The following is a 22,901-nucleotide window of genomic DNA, read 5'->3' as shown; positions in this document are numbered from 1 at the left end:
AACAGCTCGAAGGCGAGCCCCACTGAAGGCCGCCCTGACACAAAGATAGTGTAGCATTTGTTATGTGACTCTCCACCGCTGTGGGCAGCACGACATTCTACTGCGTAGCGCACCGACTTCACATTGTAGAAAGCCCGAATCTAACGATTCGGGCTTTTTTACGTCTGCAGAAAAGTAAAATACGCGTAATTAACATCCACTCACAGCAACATCCATCTCGTAGGTCGGGCGAGCGCGACTCCCAACGTAAAAGCACTGAAAGTACCCTTATAAAGCTTCTACTTCAATTCTAACCTTGGCGATACAACTCAATATCTTCACTAAATCACAGTCGGATTTAAAAGCTAGCTACTTCTTCTCACTTTGTTGCAATTTCATTCTTGGTTTAATAAGTGACCTGTGTAAAACTAGCTGCGTTAATTTAGTAAATCAGGTGACATGAATGTCGAATATTAAAGCTTGGAAACTTATAAGCCTGTTTTGTTTGTTCGCAGTGCTTATGGGTTGTCAATCTAAAGAAGAGCAGCTGCAACAAACAATTCAAGAGTCTATTAAAAAGGCTGATACGGAGCTGTCTCAGCTTGGTACTGCACTCGATAATGGGAGTGTGCGCAATGCTATATTACTTAAAGAATATGGCGAGCTTCTTAAAAAACAACAACCAGAGCTTACAAAAGTTGTTGATGTAATTACCCTTGATGCAACGCGCCAAGGTGCACTTTATAGTGGTTTAACACAGCGACTTAAAGATATTAAAGGAACTTACTTAATTCCTCCTTACGAAGATACGTTGCATAGCATTGATTTGTTGCGTAATGCGTCTAAACCTACGCTATTTTCTGATGCGCTAACCGATCCTATTAATATGCTAGCTGATATGTCCAAAGGCACTTTAGCGCGTGTAGGCGCAATTAGTAAGCAAGCTGAAGGTGAGGGTGTTGGTAACCAAATGGTAGGTAACCCTAACTATGGTAACTGGCAATCAAATAGTAACGGTATTAGCTTTTGGCAATGGTACGGGATGTACCGTATTTTAGGTGATGTATTTGATCGTGTTGAATATGGAAGCTGGAGTAAGCGCCGAAAGTATAGTTATTACAATGACTATGGCCGTTCGCGTTATTCAAGCCCTAAACAAATTAAAACCCAAAGCGCGCTAGAAACACGCACGCGCCAAACATACCAACGCCAAGGTAAGCAGTTTACAAGCCCTTATGCGAGTAAAAAAACAGGTGCATCCGGTTTAAGTCGTAGTAGTTATACGCCACCAAAAAGCCGCAGTAGTTATTCTCGTTCTAGCAGTTATAGCAATAGCTCAGGAACGGTGCGTGATAGCGGTAGCAGAACCTCTCGTGGCGTGAGCCGTGGTAAGTAAAAGAATAAGTTGGAGTTAGAATAATATGTATGAATTTAATGGAATAACTATGTGGTCGCTACAAGCGTTGGCGATTGATTTTGCAATTATTGTTTTATTATTTGTAAGCCTTAAATATATAAAAGGCTGGGTTTCAAACTTACACGCAAATGATGAAATAACAGAGCGTGATAACTTTGCTTTTGGTATTAGCTTTGCCGCTGGTTTAGTGGCACTGGCGATTGTATTAACAGGTGTAAGTAGTGGTGCTTTTGCTGCAACACTGCAACAAGAAGCACTGCAAATGTTAGCTTACGGCGCATTAGCTATTGTACTTATTAAGTTGGGCCACTTTTTCCAAGATAAAGTAGCGCTTCGTAAAGTAAGCCTGCACAACGAAATAGTTAAAGGTAACGTTACAGCTTCAATAATTGATTTTGGTCATGTTGTTAGCGTTGCAATAGTTATTCGCTCAGCACTTTTATGGGTGGCTACTGATGGCTGGCATGGTCTTCCAATTGTAATTGCTGCCTTTATTATAGGTAGTGTTGTATTACTACTTGTTAGCCAATACCGAGTTCAGTTATTTAAGCGTACAAACAAAAGTGGCGACTGCCTACAACAAGCAATTGTTGATGGTAACTTAGCTGTGGGTATTCGTTACGCTGGATTTTTAATAGGTAGTGCATTAGCTATTACAGCTGCAACGGGTGTTGCGCCATACGCTGCTGATAACATTAATGCGAGTTTACTATACTGGGCTATTAGCGCTGTAGTGAGCCTTGTCGCATTTATTATTTTGCACTTAGTGACAATTAAAATAATTTTATCTGGTTGCGATATTTCCGATGAAGTTAATCGTCAAAAAAATGTAGGTGTAGCTACTATTTCTGCAGCAGTATCATTTGCTGTAGGTATCACTATGGCAACCTTACTAGGCGCATAATCAGTGTCATCAACCAACACTCCCCCAAGTAAGTCTCGCTTACTTGGGCACGATATATTACTAATTACTGTTATGGCCGTGCTTGCTGGATGCGGCCTTATTTATGAATACTTACTGTCTCATTATGCGGGCCGTGTACTTGGCTCAGTAGAAAGCGCTATTTACGCCATGATTGGTACTATGATTGTAGCAATGGGCTTAGGCGCTTTTTTAGCGCGCTGGTTTAAAGATGCATTTACCGCTTTTGCTTGGCTAGAAAGCATTATTGCTTTGGTTGGCATGGGCTGCATTTTAGCGATAGCGGGTGTAATAGCTGTAAGTTACTCTCTTCCTCATTTATTTTCGAGCATTTTTAATTTACCCCCTGATGTTGTACTTAATGGTTACGTATTTCAAAAGCTACAAGAGTGGTCACGTTTTCTACCTTATGTTTTTGGTTTAATACTGGGCTTATTTATTGGTATGGAAATACCGCTTATAGCGCGTATTCGTCAGCACGTTTATGGCCGTTTTTTAGAAAACAACGCAGGGACTATTTATGGTGCCGATTATATTGGTGCTGGTATTGGTGCCGCCATTTGGGTAAGCATCATGCTCTCAATGCCTATAATGCAAGCTGCGGCGTGGACGGCGTTATTTAATATCATTGCAGGACTCGCGTTTTTATGGCGCTATCACACTTATGTGCGCTTTGCTAAGGCACTTTTAGTTTGCCATATAGTACTGTTGGCATTGTTTGGCTTTATTTTAGTATTTGGCAGTAGCTGGATGAACAATCTAAGTAATATTTTATACAAAGATAAGGTAATTTATTCGCAAGCAACTAAATACCAACACGTAGTTTTAACCGAAAGATTAAGCAAAAACCAACCTCAGCCAATCACCGATTTATATTTAAATGGGCGTTTACAGTTCTCAAGTATTGATGAGCAAATATATCATTCAATGCTGGTTTACCCTGCAATGCTTGCCTCTAACAGACACGACCGTGTATTAATAATTGGTGGTGGTGACGGGCTTGCACTTAGAGATGTTTTAAAGTGGCCTGTAAGTGAAGTAACGCTAATAGATTTAGATGCGCAGCTTCTCAATTTATTTGGTCATAAAGACGGTGACTTTACGCCGCCAGAGCACATCAATAAGCGATTACTACAGCTAAACAATAAATCGATGCAAGACTCGCGAGCCAACATAATTGTGGGTGATGCATTTTTAGAAGTTGAAAAGCTGCTTGATCAATCTAAGCAGTTCGACACCATCTTAATTGATTTACCGGACCCAAATCACCCTGATCTAAATAAAATGTACAGTGACTATTTTTATAATCATGTACGTCAGTTATTAGCACCCGATGGCGCAATGGCGGTTCAATCAACTTCACCTTATCATGCTAAAAAAGCGTTTTTAAGCATTGCTAAAACAGTCAAAGCGGCTGGGTTTGAGTATGTTGAGCAGTATCAGCAAAACATACCTTCGTTTGGGCAGTGGGGCTGGACTATAGCCACTAAAATGGGGCAGTCGGCCAGTGGCCGTATTAATGATGCGACGGCTATGCCTGTGCCATCAAGGTGGATTAGTAAAGAGTATTTATTGGCAAGCTTTGTATTTCCCAATCAATACTTTGAACAAGTTAAAAATATTGAGGTCAATAGGTTAGGATCTGGTCAGCTGTATGATTACTACCGAACTGCATGGCAAATAGAAAGCGAATTGTATAAAAATTAAAAAAACATGGTTGACATAATATGTCAGCCGTGAGAATCTTAACTCAGACATAATATGTCAAACGACAAAAGGCAGAGACATGGAATTAAATGAACTTTCAATAAAATTAGCTTCTTTTGAAACTGAAGGTGCTAACTTTGAGTCTTTCTTGATTGCCAACCCAGGCGAGCAAGATGTTTTACAAGTCATTGTTGATGGAAATGATGAACTTCCAATTTTTGTTACACAAACGCAAGAGCAGTTATTATGTATTAGCTACTTGTTTGACGAAGATGAAGTTAAGAGTGAATTACGCAACGAGTTGAACGAAACATTACTACGTTTAAACGTGCCAATTCCACTGAGTGCATTTGCTAAAATCGATAACAAATACGCGATTTTTGGTGCACTGTCGGTAAATTCATCATTAGATGACGTTACCCACGAACTAGTGACATTAGCCGATAACGCTATTGATGCACTAGAAGCCGTGACCTTGTATTTAAACGATTAATAGCCAGTTAGTGGAGTTAAGATTATGAGTATTTTAAAAAAATTATTTACAGCAGTACGTGGCGGCGCTCGTGAAGCAGGCGAAGCAATTGTAGACAAAAATGGTATCCGTATTTTTGAGCAAGAAATTGCAGACGCGCAAAATGCACTTCACCGTGCTAAAAAAAGCCTTACTGAAGTAATGGCTAAAGAAATGCAAACTAAGCGTAAAATTAGCGCTGTAGATGCATCAATCGCTGAACATGAAGCGTATGCAGGCCAAGCTCTTGAAAAGGGCAACGAAGCGTTAGCATTAGAAATTGCAGAAAAAATTGGTGACTTTGAAGCTGAAAAAGCTGAAAACGAGCAAGTATTATCTGGCTTTAGCAATCACATTGTTACGCTTAAGCAGCAAGTTAAAGATGCTGAAAAATCGATTAAAGAGAATCAGCGCCAGCTTACAATGGTTAAAACCACTGAAAGCGTACAGCAAGCAACAATGGCTGTTAACAGCACGCTTAATACAAACAGCTCGTCTATGACATCGGCTCGTCAATCGCTTGAACGCATTAAACAGCGTCAACAAGATCGTAGCGACCAGCTAGGTGCTGCAAAGCAACTTGAGTCTGACGTAAATGGCGATGACTTAAAAGCAAAAATGGCTGAAGCAGGTATTGGCGACACAAGTCCAAAAAGCGCTGATATTTTAGCTCGCATCAAAGCGAAGCAAAATAGCTAACCATTACGTTTATACTTTAAAAAGGTAACCGAGTTTTGCTCAGTTACCTTTTTTGCTTAGAAGGCAGCCTTTCTATGTTTAATTTTTTCAAATCTAAAAAAGAGCCAGAGCGTCAGCTTAATCATCCGAGCGAGCTTAAAAAAGGCGACATGTTTAGCGTTATCGACTCCTTTGCTTATCCGGCATGGCTAAAAGGTGAAACGCTACGTGTTACTGGTATTCAGACTTACCAATATCAGCACAGTAGCGATACTGAATTTGTACTTGAGACAAACAGCGGCCAAGTTGTATTTTTACAAATTGAGCAAGATGACGGCGAGGAGTGGGCTAACTTTTCTATTAAAATTCAGCGAAACGAAGTTGAGGAGATATTTGGCCTTGATGAGTTTGCGCGTATTTTTGATGAAGAGTCGTTAACCCACATTACAGTGCAAAATACACCAGAGCGCTTTATGCAGTTTTTAGCTAAAAGCTATCAACAAAGCGAGTCGCCTTATGTGTGTTATTTCCATAATAAAGATTACCGCAACCAAGCATTACCTCGTTATGAGCAAGAAGGTGGCGAGCCATGTGAAATGATTTGCTTAGCGTCAGATAATGAAGGCTTTGGTTTAAATATCGAAATTTGGGATGGCGGCGAAACCGAAGTATCGCTAACGCTCATGCGTCCAATGTCAGACATTGTAGACTTGTTTCCCGGAGATGCTAAGTGAGTGATGCTAAAGACAAGTGGTTACGTCAGGAACAAGCTGTACGTGCCACGCAAATGGCATTTGATCTAAGCAGTGAAGTTCAAAAGCTGATAAAAAAGCAAGCTATAGACCAAGAGTTAACGCCGTCAGATATGATCCGTAAAATACTTGGCTTAGACGTAAAATCTAAAAAAACGCGTCAACGTTTATCGTTTAATTTAAATGATGATGAAATTGCGCAACTAGCCAGTCGCTTTGATGTCTCAAGTGATGATAAGCGAGCCGTAAAACAACAAGTAGCTGACTTACTAATTGCTCACACTAAAAAAACTAAGTAGTTACACTAGATTATTATGAATATTATTTTAATTGCTTACTTAATTATTTTTGCGTTGTTTGGTACAGCGGCGAGTTATTTTGTACGTTTTATTTATGCGTATTGGGTGCTTAAAACAATGCCCATGAAGTACATTATAAAAGCAGGTATTTGCGTGATACTGGTGGTAGTAATTTCAGCGTTAATTCCGTATTTAAGTTAACGCTGAAATTAAGTTTGATTTACTTTATATCAAACGACTGACATTGCTGATTAATACACAGCGATTGTACTTCAAGTACAGGGGAGCAATCGGTTAAGCCTTGTGCTGCATTTTTTATTTTTTCTTGCTTTGTTATGAGTTGCGCAATATTTTCAGCTTTTTCTTGCGGGGTGTTAAGTGTTGAGTAAACAACATATTTACTCGGTCCACCGCATGCGCGGGCGCCAACTTCAAGCACTTTGCACTGAAAGCTAGCGGTGCAGCTATTATCACTCACCATGTCATTCAGCTCATAGTTTAAGTCAGACAAGTTTTTACTTTGTTCGTTGCTTGACGTTATAGTGCTAGCACAACCACTTAGTAATAAAATGCTGCTAGCAACGCTTAAAATTGATAGTTTAATTGCCGATGATAAACAACTCATAACGTTATCCTTAAAATGCACTTACCGCTGAGCCTTCAAGTTTAACACATTTATTTTCAACACACTGCGTGCTTGGCGTTGTTAAATGCTGACAAATACTCATCATCCCTTTTTGTGCATTATAGTTACTTTCAAGCTTAGTAACTTTATCACTTAAGGCTGTTACTTGCTCTTCAGACGCTGATTTTGTTGAATACACAATAAAACTACTCGGTCCACCACATGCGCGGCTACCCACTGCATTTACCCTGCATTGCGTGCTTGTATCACATTGCGTGTCTGCAATAAGTGTATTTAACTCGGTTTTAGCTGCTCTGATATCTTCTATTGAAACTTCTTTTAAATCGGCTTTCGGGATTTTTTCAGCAACTGATTTGTTTTGTGTTTTAGTATTCTCTTGTAATTTTTGAAGTACTGGCTTTGATGTTTCAGTTTCAGAGGTGACTGTTACTTGCTCTGTTTCAGCTGGTGTTTTATCTAAGCATGCAGTTAAACAAAGAGGTAAAAGTATGGCTAACAATGGGGTACGCATAATAAACCTTGATAGTGATGAAATATTCATCACTATCATACACTGTGCATTTTTTACGGCAATAAAAACTATATAATCAAGTAATTAAAGTCCGCCCTGCGTTAGTTTGGTGGGATTAAGTAGCTTTTCGAGTTCACTGCGTGGTAAATCGGTTTCTTGTTCGGCTACATCAATAATAGGGCGGGCTTCTTTATAAGCCTGCTTTGCTATTTTTGCTGCTTTTTCATAACCGATCACCGGATTAAGCGCAGTTACCAAAATTGGGTTTTTAGCGAGCGCTTTATCTATATTAGGCTGATTTACCTTAAAGCTGGCAATGGCTTTATCGCCCAATGCTTGCGCGCTATTGGCAAGTAATTCTATACTTTGTAAAATATTATAAGCAATGACTGGCAGCATAACGTTCAGCTCAAAATTACCCGCTTGGCCTGCCACTGTAATGGTGGCATCGTTACCTATTACTTGTGCACTTACCATTGCAGCGGCTTCTGGTATTACTGGGTTTACCTTGCCAGGCATAATAGACGAGCCTGGTTGCAATGCTTCAAGCTCTATTTCACCAAGGCCCGCTAGTGGTCCTGAGTTCATCCAGCGTAAGTCGTTTGCTATTTTCATTTGTGCTACAGCGAGTACTTTTAATTGCCCCGAAAGCGCAACTATGGCGTCTTGTGAACCTATGTTATAAAAAAAGTTACTGCTAGGCGTAAATCTAATGCCTACATTGGCACTTAGGTTTTCTGTAAATTTTGCTGCAAATTTAGGGTCTGCATTTATTCCTGTTCCAACCGCTGTACCACCTTGTGCAAGTTCGCATACACGCTCTAAGCTATGTCTAATTCCTGCTGCAGCATGATTAACTTGTGACTGCCATGCACTTAGTGTTTGATTAAATGTAACAGGCATTGCATCCATTAAATGCGTACGGCCCGTTTTAACTATATGGCCTACCTCAGCTTTTTTATTTTCTAGGCTTTGCGATAAGTTTTCAAGCGAAGGAAGTAATTCATACACTACATTTATTGCACTACTGAGTGCGATAGCGGTAGGAACTACATCGTTAGAGCTTTGCCCCATGTTTACATCATCATTAGGGTGAATGCTTTCATTGCCTAATCGGCTAGCAAGTGTTGCAATAACTTCGTTGGCATTCATATTTGAGCTTGTGCCCGAACCTGTTTGAAAAATATCAACGGGGAAATGCTCAATGTGTTCGCCATCAATAATACTTTGACAAGCTTGCTCAATAGCATTTGCTTTGTCTTTACTTAAATGGCCAAGCTCGCAGTTACTTTGTGCAGCGGCTTGCTTTATATAAGCCAGTGCAGTGATAAATTGCTTTGGCATAGAAAGGCCACTAATCGCAAAGTTATTAACTGCTCGTTGTGTTTGCGCCTGATAGAGCGCATCAGTAGGTACTTGTAGCTCGCCCATGCTGTCTGATTCTGTTCTAAAGTTGCTCATAAGTGTGCTCCTTAAAAAGGGTTGAATTCGTGGCTAAGAATACGAGCTTCACGCTCCAGTATTAAAAATTGTGCAGTATTGTTATGCACTTTATAAAACCGTTTCAATGCTAATAATGGTTTGTATAACTGCTCTAAACATTGCTTACGAATAGCATTATGGATAAGAGGGTCGCACATTTTGTTCATAATTTCATGGTGTGTGCGCCTAAGATAAAACTCTTGAAGCAAAGGATTTCGCTGTTGTTCAAAGTTTTTGGCGACGTTTAGGGCGGTTTCTATGTAATTGGCAACGAGCATGGGTGCATGCAGGCCGGGTCTTAAGCAATGGCAAGAGAGTTCTTGATGGTAACGATGCTGTGCATGATTTGAAGACATAAAAAAACCGACTCAAGGTAACGATAATAGTTATCATTACATTTAATCGGTTTCAGTGTAAACAGTTATTATTAAAATTATTTGCGATATTAATTTGAGTTTTAATTGTAGCCAAGAATAAATATCTGATCTGTTTCATGTTTTGTTATCGCCTTTTGATTATGTTTAGGATGCGAAAGTAAATCGATTACTGTAGCTCTCATATCAACGGCATAACTATGATCGTCGGTGGTTTTTTCAATTATAGCAACAGCTGCATCTACAGCTGTATAAGAGGGAGTATGCATAATATTTTCCTATTAATTAAATCATAAATTAACCCAAGTAAGGGTTAATATAACTAAAGCATAATACATACCACTGCCTTAAATTAGTTGTAGTGTTATGAATTTAATAGTCTTTATAAATACTCGATACAATTTTAGTTACCCAAAATTAGCAATTTGCGATATTGTTGTGCAATATGCTTCTCATTTGGTGCAAAGTAATGGCTAAACCTTTCTCACAAGCTTGCGAAAATAACAAAAAGCCTATTTTAAAAGTGCTTACTCAGGTACTTAATAAAACGAAAGTATTGCTTGAAATAGGCTCAGGAACCGGCCAGCATAGTGTGTTTTTTGCAGAACAATTACCACATTTACAATGGCATACAAGTGATCGCGCTATAAACCACGAAGGGATTAATTTATGGCACCACGAAGCTAATTTAACTAATTTACATGCACCACTTGAGCTTGATTTAAATAATGAGTGGCCAATAGATAAGGTTGACGCTATTTATACGGCAAACACATTTCATATTGTAAGTTGGCAATTAGTTGAACGTTTTTTTGACGGTGTTAAACGTCACTTGAATAGCGACGGTATGTTGTGTATTTATGGGCCATTCAAATACCAAGATGAATTTACCAGCCCGAGTAATGATGACTTTAGTGCCTTTTTAACAGAGCGCGATCCGTTAAGTGGAATAAGAGATTTTGAAGCAGTTGAACAACTAGCTAAGCAAGCAGGGCTTACGCTTATTAGCGATACTGCCATGCCTGCAAATAATCAGTTACTCGTTTTTAAACGGCAGTAATGAGCTACATTGCTCTTTATATATATCAATATGGCCGCGTTCACGCTTTAAGTAGTCGCTTATTGCATTACTGAAATCGCCATCAACAATATGGTGAGCAGAGTAGGTAAGTACGGGTTCAAATCCGCGTGCTATTTTGTGCTCACCTTGTGCACCCGAATGAAAACAGTTGAGTTTATGTTTTATTGCAAACTCAATACCTTGGTAATAACACAACTCAAAGTGAAGCGAATCTACTTCCTCACTTGCTCCCCAGTAGCGCCCATAAAGCGTATTTGCACCTACTAAACTGAGTGTTGCAGCAATCACGTTATCGTCTCTTTTGGCCAGCATAATAACGAGATTATTAGCCATTAAGGCATGTAAAAGCGTAAAAAACTCCATATTTAAATAGCCCAAATGACCAGAACGCTTTAAGTAGGTACGCTGATAAAACTCACAAAACAATTGCATTATCTCGGGCGTAATTTGCGTTCCTTGCAGCCATTCAATATCAATATTTTGTTGCGCTATTTTAGCTCGCTCTTTTTTAAGTGACTTACGTTTTCGTGAGCTAAGTATTTGCAAAAAGTCGTCAAAGGTTTCAAAACCTTTATTAAACCACTGAAATTGCACACCCACTCTTAACATGGCATGTTGCTCCGTTAATGAAGTCGCTTGGGCTTGGTCGCAAAAATTAACATGCCACCCCGACCACTTTTGCTCAGCACTGTGTATGCTAAGTTGCTCTGTAATGTACTGATACACCGCATTTGGGTTAGCGTGATCGATAGCAATACGCTTGCCTTCAATAGGGCTAAAGGGAATGCCAGATAGCCACTTGGGATAATATTCTAAACCGTGTTTTTCGTATGCCTCAGCCCATGCCCAGTCAAATACGTACTCGCCATATGAATGACTTTTTAAATACCCGGGTGCAAGTGCAACGAGCGTATCATCTTCAAAAATAGCGAGGTGATGGGGCTGCCAACCGCTTTTTTGTGTTACGCATTGGCTTTGTTCAAGGGCATATAAAAAAGCATGTTGAGTAAATGGTTCATCACCAAATAAACGTTGCCACTGCGCCTGATCAATCTCATTAATACTGCTAAACCATTGGTGCGAAAACGTTCCCATGACTACTTACCTTGTAGTTGTTCTAAGCTGTTCTACATTTTTAATAAACGTACTAATTTGCATTTTAAGCTCGGTAAAATGAGGATTATAAGTTAAGCGTTGTAAAGCCGGATAGTGTTTTAAGTTGGCGCTTGTACGCTCTCCTAGTTGCGGATTTGTTGTTGTTTTACATGTTTTGTACAGGGGCTCGTCATTAATAAAGCTGCCACAATTACGATAGGTTGCGTTAATTCCATAATGTGGATTTTGCGGTGAGTTAACAACAGCAATATGCGACATACCATGAACTTTTTTACACTGAGGCGTTGCGCACTGCGGATTATTTACTGTGTAGTCACTAGCAAAGTCTGGCGGTAAAATATCAGTGCTTCCATAAAGTACTAAAGTATCGAGCGGCTTATATTTTACTGAATTACCTTTGTGTAACGCACTTAATAATTTTAGCGTGGCACGTGTATCTATCGTGGTATCAATGTCGGAAAGTACACTAAAAATAGGCAATTTAAGTGCAGGGCGTTTGTTTAAACTACTTACGCTTGCAAGTGACATTGCATCGTATGAAGCGGCAGCTGCATTTAAAGGAAATGATTCATACTTAGCAAAGTCTACATCGGCGTCTTTATCTATCCAATTAACAAAGGGTATGGCATCAATCCACTTTGCTATCCAGCCGTACTTATTATGCGGCTCAGAGCCGGGCGAATAAAGCATAAGCGCTTTAATTTTAGGCGAAACAGTGTGTTTGGTTGCGTAATCAATAAGTAACGCTGCACCGGTAGAGTAACCTGCAAGTATCACCTCATCAAAGTCTTGCATCGATCGCTCAACTCCGTACTTTATTGCCTGTTGCCACTGGCTAACCTCTACATTGAGTAAAGCACTTGCGGCACTTCCATGCCCTGGTAATAATATAGTACGCACGGTATAGCCTTGCTGATAATACACTTGTGCTAAATCGTGATACGTAAAGGGTGAGTCAGTTAACCCGTGGATTAATAGTGCAACTTTATTACTGCTTGGATGCGTAAGCTCAAAAGGGGCAATAATATCTACAATAGTAGGGTCTGATTTTCGCGTACCTTGTGTCACTAATTGCTGATACGTTTGTGTAATAACGGGGCATGGCATATTTGCACGGGGATTGGCTTTATTTATATGTTTATACGCATAATCTAAGTAATGATTGAATGGTAAAAGGGCGTGGTAATTAAAACGCTGGTGATTGTGCTCATTTTCAAAGCGTAATAAGCCTTGTTGCTTACTTTTTGTTATAAATTTGAAGTCGCTCGCCTGCGATATACAATTTTGAGCGACAACAATATGCGAAAAAACACTTAAAATAAAACCAAAAAATATGTTTAAAATTAAACCACTATTGTTCATTAACTTCTGCATATTGGACAAGACACTCGGTTAGCTTACTGAGTTCAAGCGGTTTTGCAAGATGCTGGTTAAATCCAACGGCTTGTGCATGTGCTTTATCCTCTGGCATAACGTCGGCGGTTAAAGCAATGATAGGGAGCTCTTCGTCTGTTTTAAATTGCCTGATCAGTGCCGTGGCTCTATAGCCATCCATTATGGGCATTTGGCAATCCATAAGCACTAAGTCAAAATGTTGTTCTTTTACAATGTTGACCGCCAGCTCACCATTTTCAACAATGTGCGGCACAATACCTAGCGACCCAAGCATTGCTTTAATGACCATTTGATTTACAGGATTATCCTCTGCAACAAGAATACTTAAAGATGCAGCATTGGTATTTGCAGTCGTTATGGTTGGGAGCTCTTCTGGCTCTGTTGTTTCTAGCTGTATCTCAAATGTGAAAGTAGATCCCTGCTCTAATTCACTTTGCAACGTTATTTGGGTGTTCATTAATTGGCTCAGCTCTCTAGCGATGGTTAAACCAAGGCCAGTCCCTCCAAACTGCCGTGAAGTAGAGCTATCGGCCTGAGTAAACGCATTAAACAGTTTGTTATGTTGGTTTGATTTAATGCCTATACCAGTATCAACAACGTTAATTGTTATTTTTACTTCATTGGTAGATACAAACTCGGTATCGATATTTAGTGTAACGCTGCCTTTTTTTGTAAATTTAATAGCATTACTGCATAAGTTAAGCAGTATTTGCTCTATCCGCATAGAATCGCCAATAAACCATGTGTCGGCTGGTAATTTACAGTTAATTTTCCAATCAAGGCCTTTATTTATAGCGCTTTGTTCAAACATGGTATTAATACGCTGTACAAGTGCATTTAAATCAAATGGGATATATTCAAGAACTAAGCGTTGTGATTCTATTTTTGATATATCGAGAATATCGTTTATTAGGTTTAACAAGCTTTTTGATGATGAGTTTATTTTATCCAAATAGCCAATGAGTGTATTTGCGTTATCTTCTTTACGCGCCAGAGACGAAAAGCCAATTACAGCATTTAACGGCGTACGTATTTCATGACTCATATTCGCTAAAAACTGACTTTTAGCTTGGTTAGCTAAATCAGATTGCTTTTTAGCTTGTACTAGAGAGTAAGTGCGCTCAGCTACTTGGCGAGTCAGCGCAATTTGCTGCTGATTAAATAGTAGTAATACCATCAAAATTAATGAGCATACGGCCACTTGGAGTATAAGTAATAATAAAGTGAGTTGGCTATTGTGCTGTGATAAAAACTTTTCTTTTAGTGATAGTTTTACAACCCATTGTTGCCCACCAAAGTCGACATTGAATGACATTGGGCGACTACCTTGTGCTTGGTCGAGGTTCTTTGAGTAATTAGTATAAAATGGAGGCTCGTTTATATCTTCATAAATACCAATCGAGAACATGTCTGATTGTTGCTCAGAAATAGCTTGTTCAATCATACTGCGCACTAAAAACACACCAGTGGCATAGCCTTTAATTTTTTCTCCACTCATACTTTGAGAGTACACAGGCGCAAATAGTAAATAAGCTGGGCTTGGCTCTTTGGTTTGCACCAGTTGGATTATTTTAGTGCTAATAGGTAAATATTTAATGGCAGGGTTGAGTAATGATGCTTTTCTATCTGAATTTGAAAAGACATTAAATCCAATCGCTTTTTGATTACCGTTAAAAGGTGCAATATATTTAACAATAACGAGAGGGTCATTATCCTCAAGTGGTTTACCTACGATATCAATATCTAAATGATAAATATTTGAGATTTCTTCAGTAAAAGCATTGCGCTGATTTTGGTCTATTTTTACATTCCACGATAAAGCTTTAATAAATGAATGTTGTTTGAGTAGTTGGCTTGCATAAGAATAAAAGTCTTGCTGATTTAATTTCGATGATGATTGGACTTGGCTCGCTAAACTTTGCACGGCAATAATACTGCGATTTGTGTACCTATATAAGCTATTTTCTATAACGTGAACTTCACGCTCAGCAATTTTAATCGTATTGATACGATTTTCTCGGTCATACAATTGAGTTGTAACGGCAACCGAGACAAATAAAACTGAACATACTGCAAGAGTCGGTAATACAGATATATTATATTGATTCGACTTTTGTGGTAGCAGAGACAGTAACAATGGAGTGGCAATTAAAACGCCTAAAGTATCGCCAAGCCACCAGTAAGTAACATTTCTCCAGTGATTATCAATACTGTAAACAGGGTTGAATTCACTCAGTGCAAATACACCACAATTAGCCGAAATTAAGCTCACTAAAATGGCTACTACAACAATAAAATAAATGATATTTTTGCGTTTTTTAAAGCGTAACGGATGGCCCAACCAAAATTTTAAAAGCGCCGCACCTACCATTGCCTGTATTACAACACCAAAAGAGATGTACATCGCCTCATTAAATGAGTTGCCAATGAGTACCATTTCATGGACTGAGTTATTAAAAACATTAAGATTAAAAGCTATAGAAGCTATAAATAATGGCAGAATAAATCGCCACCACCATATATAACACCCCACTAAAGCAATACCGGCGGGTAACCAAATAGGAATTATTTGTGAGTTAAAAGCAAGTTTAGTGAGTGCAATGCCGACTAAGAAGTATGCAAAGGCAAAAATTATGTAAAAAATAAAAGAGTGATATTTTGAGTTAAAATTTTTCACATAAGGTCCAAGCGATTATTATTCTCATTTTTTAAATATCAGTATAGCTAACAGTAAGTTATTTGCGGAATTTTTATAATGGTAACTGCTTTTTGCTAAATGACTGCTTTAACACGACAGTTGATTCTATATTAGCAATGCAACTTAAACCACCTAATTGATGTTTTACAAATCTCTCATAGCTCTCAAGATCGTGTGCAATAATTTTTAATAGATAATCATAGCTTCCTGATATTACACAACACTCTAATACATGTGGTAATTTTTCTACATGGTGTTCAAATTGCTCAGCAGCACTTACCGAGTTTTGGCTTAGCCTCACAAACGCATACACCAGCACATTAAGGTTAAGTGCTTTAGGATTTATAGCTGCGTGGTAGCCGGTAATAATGTTTTCTTGTTCGAGCTTTTTTATACGCCTTAAGCAAGGTGTATCAGACAAATTAATGCTGCTAGCCAAGTCTGAAACTGACATGCGGGCTTGGCTTTGCAGTGCGATGAGTAATTGCTGATCTTTTTTATCTAACATAGTTATCGGCTTTCATTAATTATCTTTATATTTGTAGTGATTATTGCTAAACATTATGGTTTTTACTATTTTTTTTGGCGTTTTACTCTCATTAAACTCTGTTAGCATTTAATTATAAAAATAATAGAGCACAACAATGAACACACATACCGCTATTTTCGATCAATGGATACGAACAGGATTTGTCACTTTAAATAGTGAACTTGAGCAGCTCTATTGGCAACAAACAGATAAAGCAAATGTAGAAGGAATAGGTGAGGCCTTAAAGCAACAGTTAGAAAAAGAAGGCAACGCATTAATTAGCAATTTATTAGCCGAGGGAAACACAGATCAAGGCTTTGATAGTGCTTTTGACTTACTCGGTAACGTAGGATTATTTATGGCGGCGTGTAGGCGCCATGAAATTACTGAGCCAAGCAGAGAAACTACTTCCTCGCTAATTGAAGCCTCAGCGCTTGCTATGCATATAGGCGCATCCATTGGCGTAACTCCTCGTTTTGCTACCGCCCACTTAACTACTCATAACAAAGCACTTAACGGTATTTATAAACGATTTACTAATTTACCTGATGAAAAGCTATTTATTGATTACAACACTCAAGGTATTTTGGCCTATAAACGTGCAAGTGATGCTTTATTAAAAATATTGCCGTTAGGTATTTCACACCCCTTGTGTGGTGAGTTATTAAAAGTAGCTAAACAAGCGCTTATAGATGTAACTGAGTCAAATAATGCACTTTATTCTGAGCTCGATACAGATCGCTTTTTTAACTGCGTTCGCCCTTATTATAAACCGTACCGTGTAGGTAAAGAGGTTTACAGAGGTGCAAATGCTGGTGACTTTGCAGGTATTAACGTGATTGATATGTTACTAGGGCTTTGTAGCGCAAATGAACCTAGTTACTCGCAAATGCTGGTGGATAAGTTTTTATATATGATGCCGGAGGATCAACAAATCCTACGAGAAGCCATGCGTATGCAAAGCTTTATGGATGACTTTTTACAAGCAGAGCAATATAAAAATACAGATTGGTTTAAAAATCACGCAACGTTATTTATTCAAGTGTGTAAATTACATGGCGACACCGCAGTCGGTCATCATAATCAATTGGTTGAAAAATTTATTGCTCAGCCTTCAAAAAATATGCAACAGCAGCATATGAGCAAGGTAACAGCAAGTGGTCCGCCGCTTCATGTATTACTTGATTCGCTCGAAAAATTAAGAGATAGGCGAGCCAGTGCCAAACGCGACGATATAAAAACACGTTTTGACGATCTAAATACACTTAAAGAATGGGTTAAATAGCATGCTTAAAAATGATTTTTGTATGGCAGATGGCTGTTATTTATTAAACCACTCGGTAGGGCGTCCTCTTAAAAATACACAGCAATATTTAGCACAGCACTACTTTTTACCGTGGGAGAGCTCAAATAAAGAACCTTGGCAACAATGGCTGCCCGCAGTTGAGCAATTTACTACCGCGCTTGGTAAGTTATTTAATGCGCCTAGTTCGCAGTTTTGTCCTCAAGTTAATTTATCAAGTGGCTTAACAAAGTTGCTTATGTCGCACCCTCGATTACAGCAAAAAAATTGTAAAGTGCTTATGGCGCAAAGTGATTTTCCGAGCATGGGTTTTGCAATGCAAAAAGCGTTGCCAGAGTGTGCGCAAATTATGTTTATACCAGAGCACGAAAACCTAACTGATATTAGTGTTTGGCAGCGTTATATAACCGCCGACATCGATTTAGTTTTTATAAGTCATGTGTATTCAAATACAGGTGTACAGGCGCCGGTATACGATATTGTAGCTATAAGTAAATTAACCAATAGTTTATCAATAGTTGATGTTGCTCAGTCAGCGGGTGTGATACCGCTTGATTTAAGCATACTCGATGCTGACTTTATGATTGGCTCGAGCGTTAAATGGTTATGTGGTGGCCCAGGTGCAGCTTATTTATGGGTTAACAAAAACCAAATAAAGTTCTGTGAGCCTAAAGATGTGGGGTGGTTTTCGCATCAAAATCCATTTGAGTTCGATATTAATAATTTTAAATATAACAGCAGTGCGCTTAAGTTTTGGGGTGGAACACCTTCTGTAGCGCCTTATATTATCGCTGCAAATAGCATTAATTACTTTGCAGAGCTAACTGCTCACAAGGTAAGGGATCATAATTTAGCTATGCTTACGCTTATTCATGAGCAACTAGCTGAATATGTTGCATCACCTATGGGTAGTGATAAATGCAGCGGGACTGTTATTTTATTTTTTAACAAGCAGCAAGACTATTTACTTACAGAGCTTAATAAAGCGAAAGTCAGCGTAGATGCTCGTAAATTTGGGATACGAGTATCGCCACATATTTATAATACCCGAGAAGACGTTGAGCAGTTTATTTCGATAGTAAAACGAGCACTTAAGGGTTTTGGCTAAGCTGCTGCTGTCTTTGTTTTAATGACTCTATTTTTTGCTGCATTTGATTAATTGATGCGTCGTAAGCTTGCTTTAACGAATTTGTTTTAGTTGCGATAGCATCAGCAATAGACGAAGCGCCTAAACGATTGGCTTTATCTTGAGTCATGTAATCTATCTGCTGTTTTTTAGCTGCGTATTCTTTTTGGTTTTGTGCAATAGATAGCTCAAGACGCTTTATTTCACGCTCTATTTGTTGAACCTCTAAGTAGTCATCCACAGAGGTGTCGCTAATACCTTTATCGGGCGTAGAGCTTTTATATGCTTCAATTACGTTTATATCTTTAAGAGTAATAACTTGTGCATCTTTAGCGCAAGGCGTTTGGCTAAAGGTAGTAACGCCCTTAATTACACACTTATACACTGTTGTACTTTGTGCCAAGGTAAAAAATGGAACTGCCGCGCAAACTGATAGCAATATGAATCGGATCATAGCTAAACCTAAAGTGGCTAAAGTTGTGTTAATAATGCCCGAAGTTATTACAAGGCACAATTTGTTTAGTTTTTATAAATTTTAGGCACAAAAAAAACCACAATTAAGTGGTTTAAATTAAGTATGGTGGAGAGGGAGGGATTCGAACCCTCGATAGAGCTACAAACTCTATACTCCCTTAGCAGGGGAGCTCCTTCGGCCACTCGGACACCTCTCCAACGCATAACCGGTTGTATTGATGGAAGTAAAAAAGCCACCAATTAAAATATGGTGGAGAGATAGGGATTTGAACCCTAGATGGGCTATAAACCCATGCCGGTTTTCAAGACCGGTGCATTCGACCACTCTGCCATCTCTCCGTGACGCAGAATAATACTTAGGTGATACCGCTGTGTAAATAGCAAAATGACTGTTTGCCTAATATTTGTACGTAAATGAGGTTTTTTTTGTAAATAAATGGAAATTAAGGCAGTTTTTGAATAATAAATAGGTTGCAGCAAACTGTGGGAGCTAAAGAAGAGGCTTCATTTAGTGGTTGAGTGTTTGCTGCACCGCAAAAATAATCATGGTTGGGTGATTATTTATATTGAGCTGCGCCGCTAAGTGCTAACCTTTTACCAATAGTGTTAAGTCTAGCTAACATTTTTGCTTTACGGTTAGTTGGTTTAACTGCAATGTGCGCAGATGCCGTTTGGTTTAATGTATTAATTGGATTCATTACCTTGCTCCGAGTTTGTCTGTTGAAATCGAGTGCATTTTGCACGTTAGCTGATTAAAAATACAACGATAAAAATTGAGTGTGAAGCATTAGTTATTTTGATGTGAAAAGTTTTCAAATACGTTCAATTTTACTTTTTAAATAAGTGTTTTGAATAGTTATTTAAAAAACAAAATACCTACTGCTCTATAATTGCAAGGCTTATGTGCTTGTTTAGGTTTTTTATGCATTTTACTTTGTTTTTTTTGACTAATTATTCAGATTAAATTATTTTGATTAAAGTGTTTTTCTTCATGCTTTGCGGCTATGTTTTATATCAGTAAAGTTGCTGTTATTGATAATTACTAATGTGGGTAAATATATAATCAAAAAACAGCTTAAATTATTTGAAATTGTTCATTGATGATGGCGTTTATTATAACGAGTCAATGGCACTACAATGATGAGTTTATTTGTTTTTCACTATATTGGTAATAAAAAAGCGCCTACATACTGTAGGCGCTTTGCGTTAGTTGCGTTAAATAACGCGTCTAACTGGGGACGGAGCCACTTTTAGCCATTGCTCTATTTGCTAAAAAGGCATTAATTTGTTTTGTTGGGGTAAGCACAATGGCGTTACCTAATAGCACTAGGCTAAATCCTGCAAAGGTATTTGCATGCCATTCAAAGCCTTCAAAAAAGCTACTCAGTGTTACTGCCACTAATGGGAATAAAACAATAACGTAGCTGGCTTTTTCAGGGCCTATATTTCTTAGCAGTGCAAAGTAGCAACCAAAAGCGATTACGGTGCCAAATATTGATAGATAAAATAGTGACAACCAATAACTTGGTGGAGCGTTTAAACTAAATTGCACATCGTTCATTAATATATATAAAGCCAAACCTATGGCGCTGTATAACATACCCCATGCATTGCCTTGCAATACACCAATTTGCTTACGAGAATTACGAACGCTTACCATGTTTCCTAATGAAGCCACAAATGTACCACCAAAGGCAAGTAGTAACCCGACCAACGCACCATTACTCAAGTCGAACTGCTGTAACTGTAGCCAAAACAGACATGTAATACCTAATACAGCGAGTACAGCACCTGTATAAATTCGTTTTGAGATTGGCTTACCAAAAAATAATCGAGTGTTAACTATGTTCATGACCAGCAGCATTGAAAAGGCAATTGAGGTCATTGCGGATGTCAGATAATTTTGTGCCCAATATAACATTAGGTAGTTTAAACCAAAGTTACAGATTGCTAATAAAACAAAAAAAACATGATCGATTAAGGCAAAGCGCATATCCGGCTTTTTATAAGCGACATATAACCACATTAAAAGCGTTGCAATAGCAAAGCGATAAAATAACGATAACTCTACCGCAATATCGCCCAGTTGAAATTCGATGGCCAACCAAGTAGAACCCCAAATTAAAACTGTTGTAATGTATAGCGCTGCACTTTTCATGGTTACTCTCCAAAGCCCGATTGAATGGCTATTTTAAGACCTATCTGTATACTTACCATATACAGAAAAGTAAAAATATAACCTATACAGATTGGTGTGTGATGATAAGACAAAAAAATAGCCAAGGGCACGATTTTTTATATCAACAAGTTATTCAGTTGATCAGAGATATGAGTGCCCAACAGGTTTTACTGCCTGGCGAAAAACTTCCATCACTGCGCAAAATGGCAGATAATTTAAACATAAGTATCCCTACCGTAAAACAAGCGTATCAAGTACTTGAAGATCAGGGGTTAGTAGAAGCACGTGAAAAATCGGGATATTTTTTAAAAGTCGTAAGCATGGCGCGCAATTTGCCTAAGCGCGTTAAATTAAGTCGCGAGCCTGTTGTGGTAAATAAACAAGCCTTAATAGAGCAGGTGTACAGTGCGATTCATCAAGCTAACGTAGTCCCTTTTGGTATTGCTAATCCAATTGCTGCTGCACCCACCGATAAAGCACTCGCCAGAAACATGCGCCGTGTAATGACAATTGCGGGCAGTAAAGCTATTAACTATGGGCCAACAGATGGGTTTGTACCGCTGAAAAAGCAATTGGTGCATCGCTATTTAGATTTTGGTATTGGCATAAATATGGACGAGCTTGTGATCACCAATGGTGCGCAAGAAGCCATGGCTATTGCGCTTAAATGTGTAACAAAGCCTGGCGATGTAGTTGCTATTGAGACGCCTTGTTATCACGGAATTATCGAGTTAATAGAAAGCCTAGGGCTTAAAGCGCTCGAAATACCACTGTGCCCAGATAATGGTATTTGGTTAAGTGATTTGGAACGCGCTTTAAATGAACATGACATAAAAGCGTGTTTATTCTCGACAGCAATTAGCAACCCTGTGGGCAGCTTTATGCCTGATACAAATAGACAGCAGCTGGTGGAGCTACTTGAAAGTCATGACGTAGTGCTTATTGAAGATGACGTATACGGCGATTTATATTTTACGGCAAAACGAGGCACACCTGCTTTAGCGTACTCTAAAAAAGGATTAGTGATTAGTTGCTCATCTTTTTCTAAAACGGCAGCGCCGAGCTATCGTGTAGGTTGGTTAGTTGCGGGCAAATTTGCAACGCAAGCAAGGCGATATAAAAGAGCGCTAAGTTGCTCTGCTTCTTTAATAAACCAATGGACGTTATCTGAATTTATTGCCAGCGGCGAGTACGACCGAAATTTAAAAGTACTTAGGCAGCGCTTGCGCGATAATAAAGAGCGTATGCGATGGTGCTTACAACAAGCAATGCCAAAAAACACACGTATAAGCAATCCAAAAGGAGGCTGCGTAATGTGGCTAGATTTAGGAGGCGAGTACGATAGCCAAACATTGTTTTTACTTGCGCTTGAGGTCGGTATTAGTATTACCCCTGGGCTTGTTTTTTCGGCCTCTAATAAATATAAAAGCTGCGTCAGGTTAAGTTATGGTGTGCAATGGAGCGCGCAAATTGAGCAAGCAATAGTTACATTGGGTAAGCTCACTTTATTAGCTAAAAAGTAATACCAATCTGCTTATATATGGGGTCTATTTAACGTTAAGAAAATTACGCTAGAACTAGGCAAAAGTTTTGTATCTAGTTGTTCTAAATAAAAATTTTTAACGAAGTTATAGTGCAATTTAATTCGTTAAATTGATCAAAGATTTATGCAGGTTGGTATTACTTATTCTTACATGGATGTAAGCCACTAGGGTAACGCAG

General features: G+C 38.7%; 24 protein-coding genes and 2 tRNA genes. 12 read left to right on the top strand and 14 right to left on the bottom strand.

What is annotated here, in order from left to right; genetic code table 11:
• Window positions 1-442: 442 nt before the first annotated feature.
• The 8 genes from DC53_RS00940 to DC53_RS00975 all read left to right on the top strand — a co-directional run bounded on the left by DC53_RS00940 (window position 443) and on the right by DC53_RS00975 (window position 6,466).
• The gene (locus DC53_RS00940; protein WP_033032163.1) at window positions 443-1,375 is read left to right on the top strand and encodes a hypothetical protein; all 933 of its coding nucleotides are present in this window, start codon (window positions 443-445) and stop codon (window positions 1,373-1,375) included.
• A 25-nt stretch (window positions 1,376-1,400) separates the two neighbouring features.
• Window positions 1,401-2,300: a DUF350 domain-containing protein gene (locus DC53_RS00945; RefSeq protein ID WP_033032158.1), complete on the top strand. Its 900-nt coding sequence runs from the start codon at window positions 1,401-1,403 to the stop codon at window positions 2,298-2,300.
• Between the two features lie 3 nt (window positions 2,301-2,303).
• The gene (locus DC53_RS00950; RefSeq protein ID WP_033032156.1) at window positions 2,304-4,025 is read left to right on the top strand and encodes a polyamine aminopropyltransferase; all 1,722 of its coding nucleotides are present in this window, start codon (window positions 2,304-2,306) and stop codon (window positions 4,023-4,025) included.
• A 79-nt stretch (window positions 4,026-4,104) separates the two neighbouring features.
• Complete coding sequence (locus DC53_RS00955) at window positions 4,105-4,518, top strand: YjfI family protein (RefSeq protein ID WP_004335098.1); 414 nt, start codon at window positions 4,105-4,107, stop codon at window positions 4,516-4,518.
• A 24-nt stretch (window positions 4,519-4,542) separates the two neighbouring features.
• Window positions 4,543-5,235 carry a PspA/IM30 family protein gene (locus DC53_RS00960; RefSeq protein WP_007377917.1) on the top strand — a complete coding sequence of 231 codons (693 nt, stop codon included), beginning with the start codon at window positions 4,543-4,545 and terminating at the stop codon, window positions 5,233-5,235.
• A gap of 74 nt (window positions 5,236-5,309) precedes the next feature.
• Window positions 5,310-5,948: a DUF4178 domain-containing protein gene (locus DC53_RS00965; RefSeq protein ID WP_033032150.1), complete on the top strand. Its 639-nt coding sequence runs from the start codon at window positions 5,310-5,312 to the stop codon at window positions 5,946-5,948.
• A complete protein-coding gene (locus DC53_RS00970) occupies window positions 5,945-6,265 on the top strand; it encodes a hypothetical protein (protein ID WP_007377915.1) in 321 nt (106 codons plus the stop codon). Before DC53_RS00965 ends, DC53_RS00970 begins: the two co-directional genes overlap by 4 nt.
• Window positions 6,266-6,280: 15 nt before the next feature.
• Window positions 6,281-6,466: a hypothetical protein gene (locus DC53_RS00975; protein WP_007377914.1), complete on the top strand. Its 186-nt coding sequence runs from the start codon at window positions 6,281-6,283 to the stop codon at window positions 6,464-6,466.
• A gap of 19 nt (window positions 6,467-6,485) precedes the next feature.
• Here the strand turns inward: DC53_RS00975 and DC53_RS00980 are convergent, their stop codons facing one another.
• The 5 genes from DC53_RS00980 to DC53_RS01000 all read right to left on the bottom strand — a co-directional run bounded on the left by DC53_RS00980 (window position 6,486) and on the right by DC53_RS01000 (window position 9,547).
• Window positions 6,486-6,890 (bottom strand): hypothetical protein, encoded by a 405-nt coding sequence (locus tag DC53_RS00980; protein ID WP_007377913.1) that lies wholly within the window; start codon window positions 6,888-6,890, stop codon window positions 6,486-6,488.
• A gap of 10 nt (window positions 6,891-6,900) precedes the next feature.
• Window positions 6,901-7,422 (bottom strand): hypothetical protein, encoded by a 522-nt coding sequence (locus DC53_RS00985; protein ID WP_033032148.1) that lies wholly within the window; start codon window positions 7,420-7,422, stop codon window positions 6,901-6,903.
• An 84-nt stretch (window positions 7,423-7,506) separates the two neighbouring features.
• Window positions 7,507-8,883, bottom strand: a complete 1,377-nt coding sequence (locus DC53_RS00990) for a class II fumarate hydratase (protein ID WP_033032147.1) — start codon at window positions 8,881-8,883, stop codon at window positions 7,507-7,509.
• Between the two features lie 11 nt (window positions 8,884-8,894).
• Window positions 8,895-9,260 carry a hypothetical protein gene (locus DC53_RS00995; RefSeq protein WP_232224816.1) on the bottom strand — a complete coding sequence of 122 codons (366 nt, stop codon included), beginning with the start codon at window positions 9,258-9,260 and terminating at the stop codon, window positions 8,895-8,897.
• Between the two features lie 101 nt (window positions 9,261-9,361).
• A complete protein-coding gene (locus DC53_RS01000) occupies window positions 9,362-9,547 on the bottom strand; it encodes a hypothetical protein (protein WP_007377909.1) in 186 nt (61 codons plus the stop codon).
• 200 nt (window positions 9,548-9,747) lie between these two features.
• Here DC53_RS01000 and DC53_RS01005 point away from each other — a divergent pair, with 200 nt between their 5' ends.
• Window positions 9,748-10,338 carry a DUF938 domain-containing protein gene (locus DC53_RS01005; RefSeq protein ID WP_007377908.1) on the top strand — a complete coding sequence of 197 codons (591 nt, stop codon included), beginning with the start codon at window positions 9,748-9,750 and terminating at the stop codon, window positions 10,336-10,338.
• Here DC53_RS01005 and DC53_RS01010 read toward each other — a convergent pair.
• The 4 genes from DC53_RS01010 to DC53_RS01025 all read right to left on the bottom strand — a co-directional run bounded on the left by DC53_RS01010 (window position 10,315) and on the right by DC53_RS01025 (window position 16,076).
• Window positions 10,315-11,454 (bottom strand): GNAT family N-acetyltransferase, encoded by a 1,140-nt coding sequence (locus DC53_RS01010; RefSeq protein WP_033032145.1) that lies wholly within the window; start codon window positions 11,452-11,454, stop codon window positions 10,315-10,317. The two genes, DC53_RS01005 and DC53_RS01010, sit on opposite strands and share 24 nt — an antisense overlap.
• A gap of 6 nt (window positions 11,455-11,460) precedes the next feature.
• A complete protein-coding gene (locus DC53_RS01015) occupies window positions 11,461-12,837 on the bottom strand; it encodes an alpha/beta hydrolase (RefSeq protein WP_033032144.1) in 1,377 nt (458 codons plus the stop codon).
• Window positions 12,827-15,547: an ATP-binding protein gene (locus tag DC53_RS01020; protein ID WP_033032143.1), complete on the bottom strand. Its 2,721-nt coding sequence runs from the start codon at window positions 15,545-15,547 to the stop codon at window positions 12,827-12,829. The genes DC53_RS01015 and DC53_RS01020 overlap by 11 nt, the downstream gene beginning before the upstream one ends.
• A gap of 73 nt (window positions 15,548-15,620) precedes the next feature.
• Complete coding sequence (locus DC53_RS01025) at window positions 15,621-16,076, bottom strand: Lrp/AsnC family transcriptional regulator (protein WP_007377904.1); 456 nt, start codon at window positions 16,074-16,076, stop codon at window positions 15,621-15,623.
• A gap of 136 nt (window positions 16,077-16,212) precedes the next feature.
• Between DC53_RS01025 and DC53_RS01030 the strand changes: the two genes are divergently transcribed.
• Complete coding sequence (locus DC53_RS01030; protein ID WP_033032142.1) at window positions 16,213-17,382, top strand: PrnB family protein; 1,170 nt, start codon at window positions 16,213-16,215, stop codon at window positions 17,380-17,382.
• Window position 17,383: 1 nt separating this feature from the next.
• On the top strand, window positions 17,384-18,508 hold the full coding sequence (locus DC53_RS01035; protein WP_007377902.1) for an aminotransferase class V-fold PLP-dependent enzyme: 1,125 nt from the start codon (window positions 17,384-17,386) through the stop codon (window positions 18,506-18,508).
• Here the strand turns inward: DC53_RS01035 and DC53_RS01040 are convergent.
• The 5 genes from DC53_RS01040 to DC53_RS01055 all read right to left on the bottom strand — a co-directional run bounded on the left by DC53_RS01040 (window position 18,492) and on the right by DC53_RS01055 (window position 21,158).
• On the bottom strand, window positions 18,492-18,980 hold the full coding sequence (locus DC53_RS01040) for a DUF4124 domain-containing protein (protein ID WP_033032141.1): 489 nt from the start codon (window positions 18,978-18,980) through the stop codon (window positions 18,492-18,494). The genes DC53_RS01035 and DC53_RS01040 overlap by 17 nt on opposite strands.
• A gap of 124 nt (window positions 18,981-19,104) precedes the next feature.
• Window positions 19,105-19,197: transfer RNA gene (locus DC53_RS01045), tRNA-Ser, on the bottom strand.
• A 51-nt stretch (window positions 19,198-19,248) separates the two neighbouring features.
• Window positions 19,249-19,339, bottom strand: a tRNA-Ser gene (locus tag DC53_RS01050).
• A 218-nt stretch (window positions 19,340-19,557) separates the two neighbouring features.
• Window positions 19,558-19,698, bottom strand: coding sequence for a hypothetical protein (locus DC53_RS22210; protein ID WP_007377900.1), 141 nt, complete (start codon window positions 19,696-19,698; stop codon window positions 19,558-19,560).
• Window positions 19,699-20,228: 530 nt separating this feature from the next.
• Window positions 20,229-21,158 (bottom strand): DMT family transporter, encoded by a 930-nt coding sequence (locus DC53_RS01055; RefSeq protein ID WP_033032140.1) that lies wholly within the window; start codon window positions 21,156-21,158, stop codon window positions 20,229-20,231.
• 101 nt (window positions 21,159-21,259) lie between these two features.
• Here DC53_RS01055 and DC53_RS01060 point away from each other — a divergent pair, with 101 nt between their 5' ends.
• The gene (locus tag DC53_RS01060) at window positions 21,260-22,702 is read left to right on the top strand and encodes an aminotransferase-like domain-containing protein (protein WP_033032138.1); all 1,443 of its coding nucleotides are present in this window, start codon (window positions 21,260-21,262) and stop codon (window positions 22,700-22,702) included.
• Window positions 22,703-22,901: the final 199 nt, after the last annotated feature.

Source organism: Pseudoalteromonas fuliginea (assembly GCF_000690055.1).
Lineage (GTDB): Bacteria > Pseudomonadota > Gammaproteobacteria > Enterobacterales > Alteromonadaceae > Pseudoalteromonas > Pseudoalteromonas fuliginea.
This window is presented reverse-complemented; position numbering and strand designations above follow the sequence as displayed.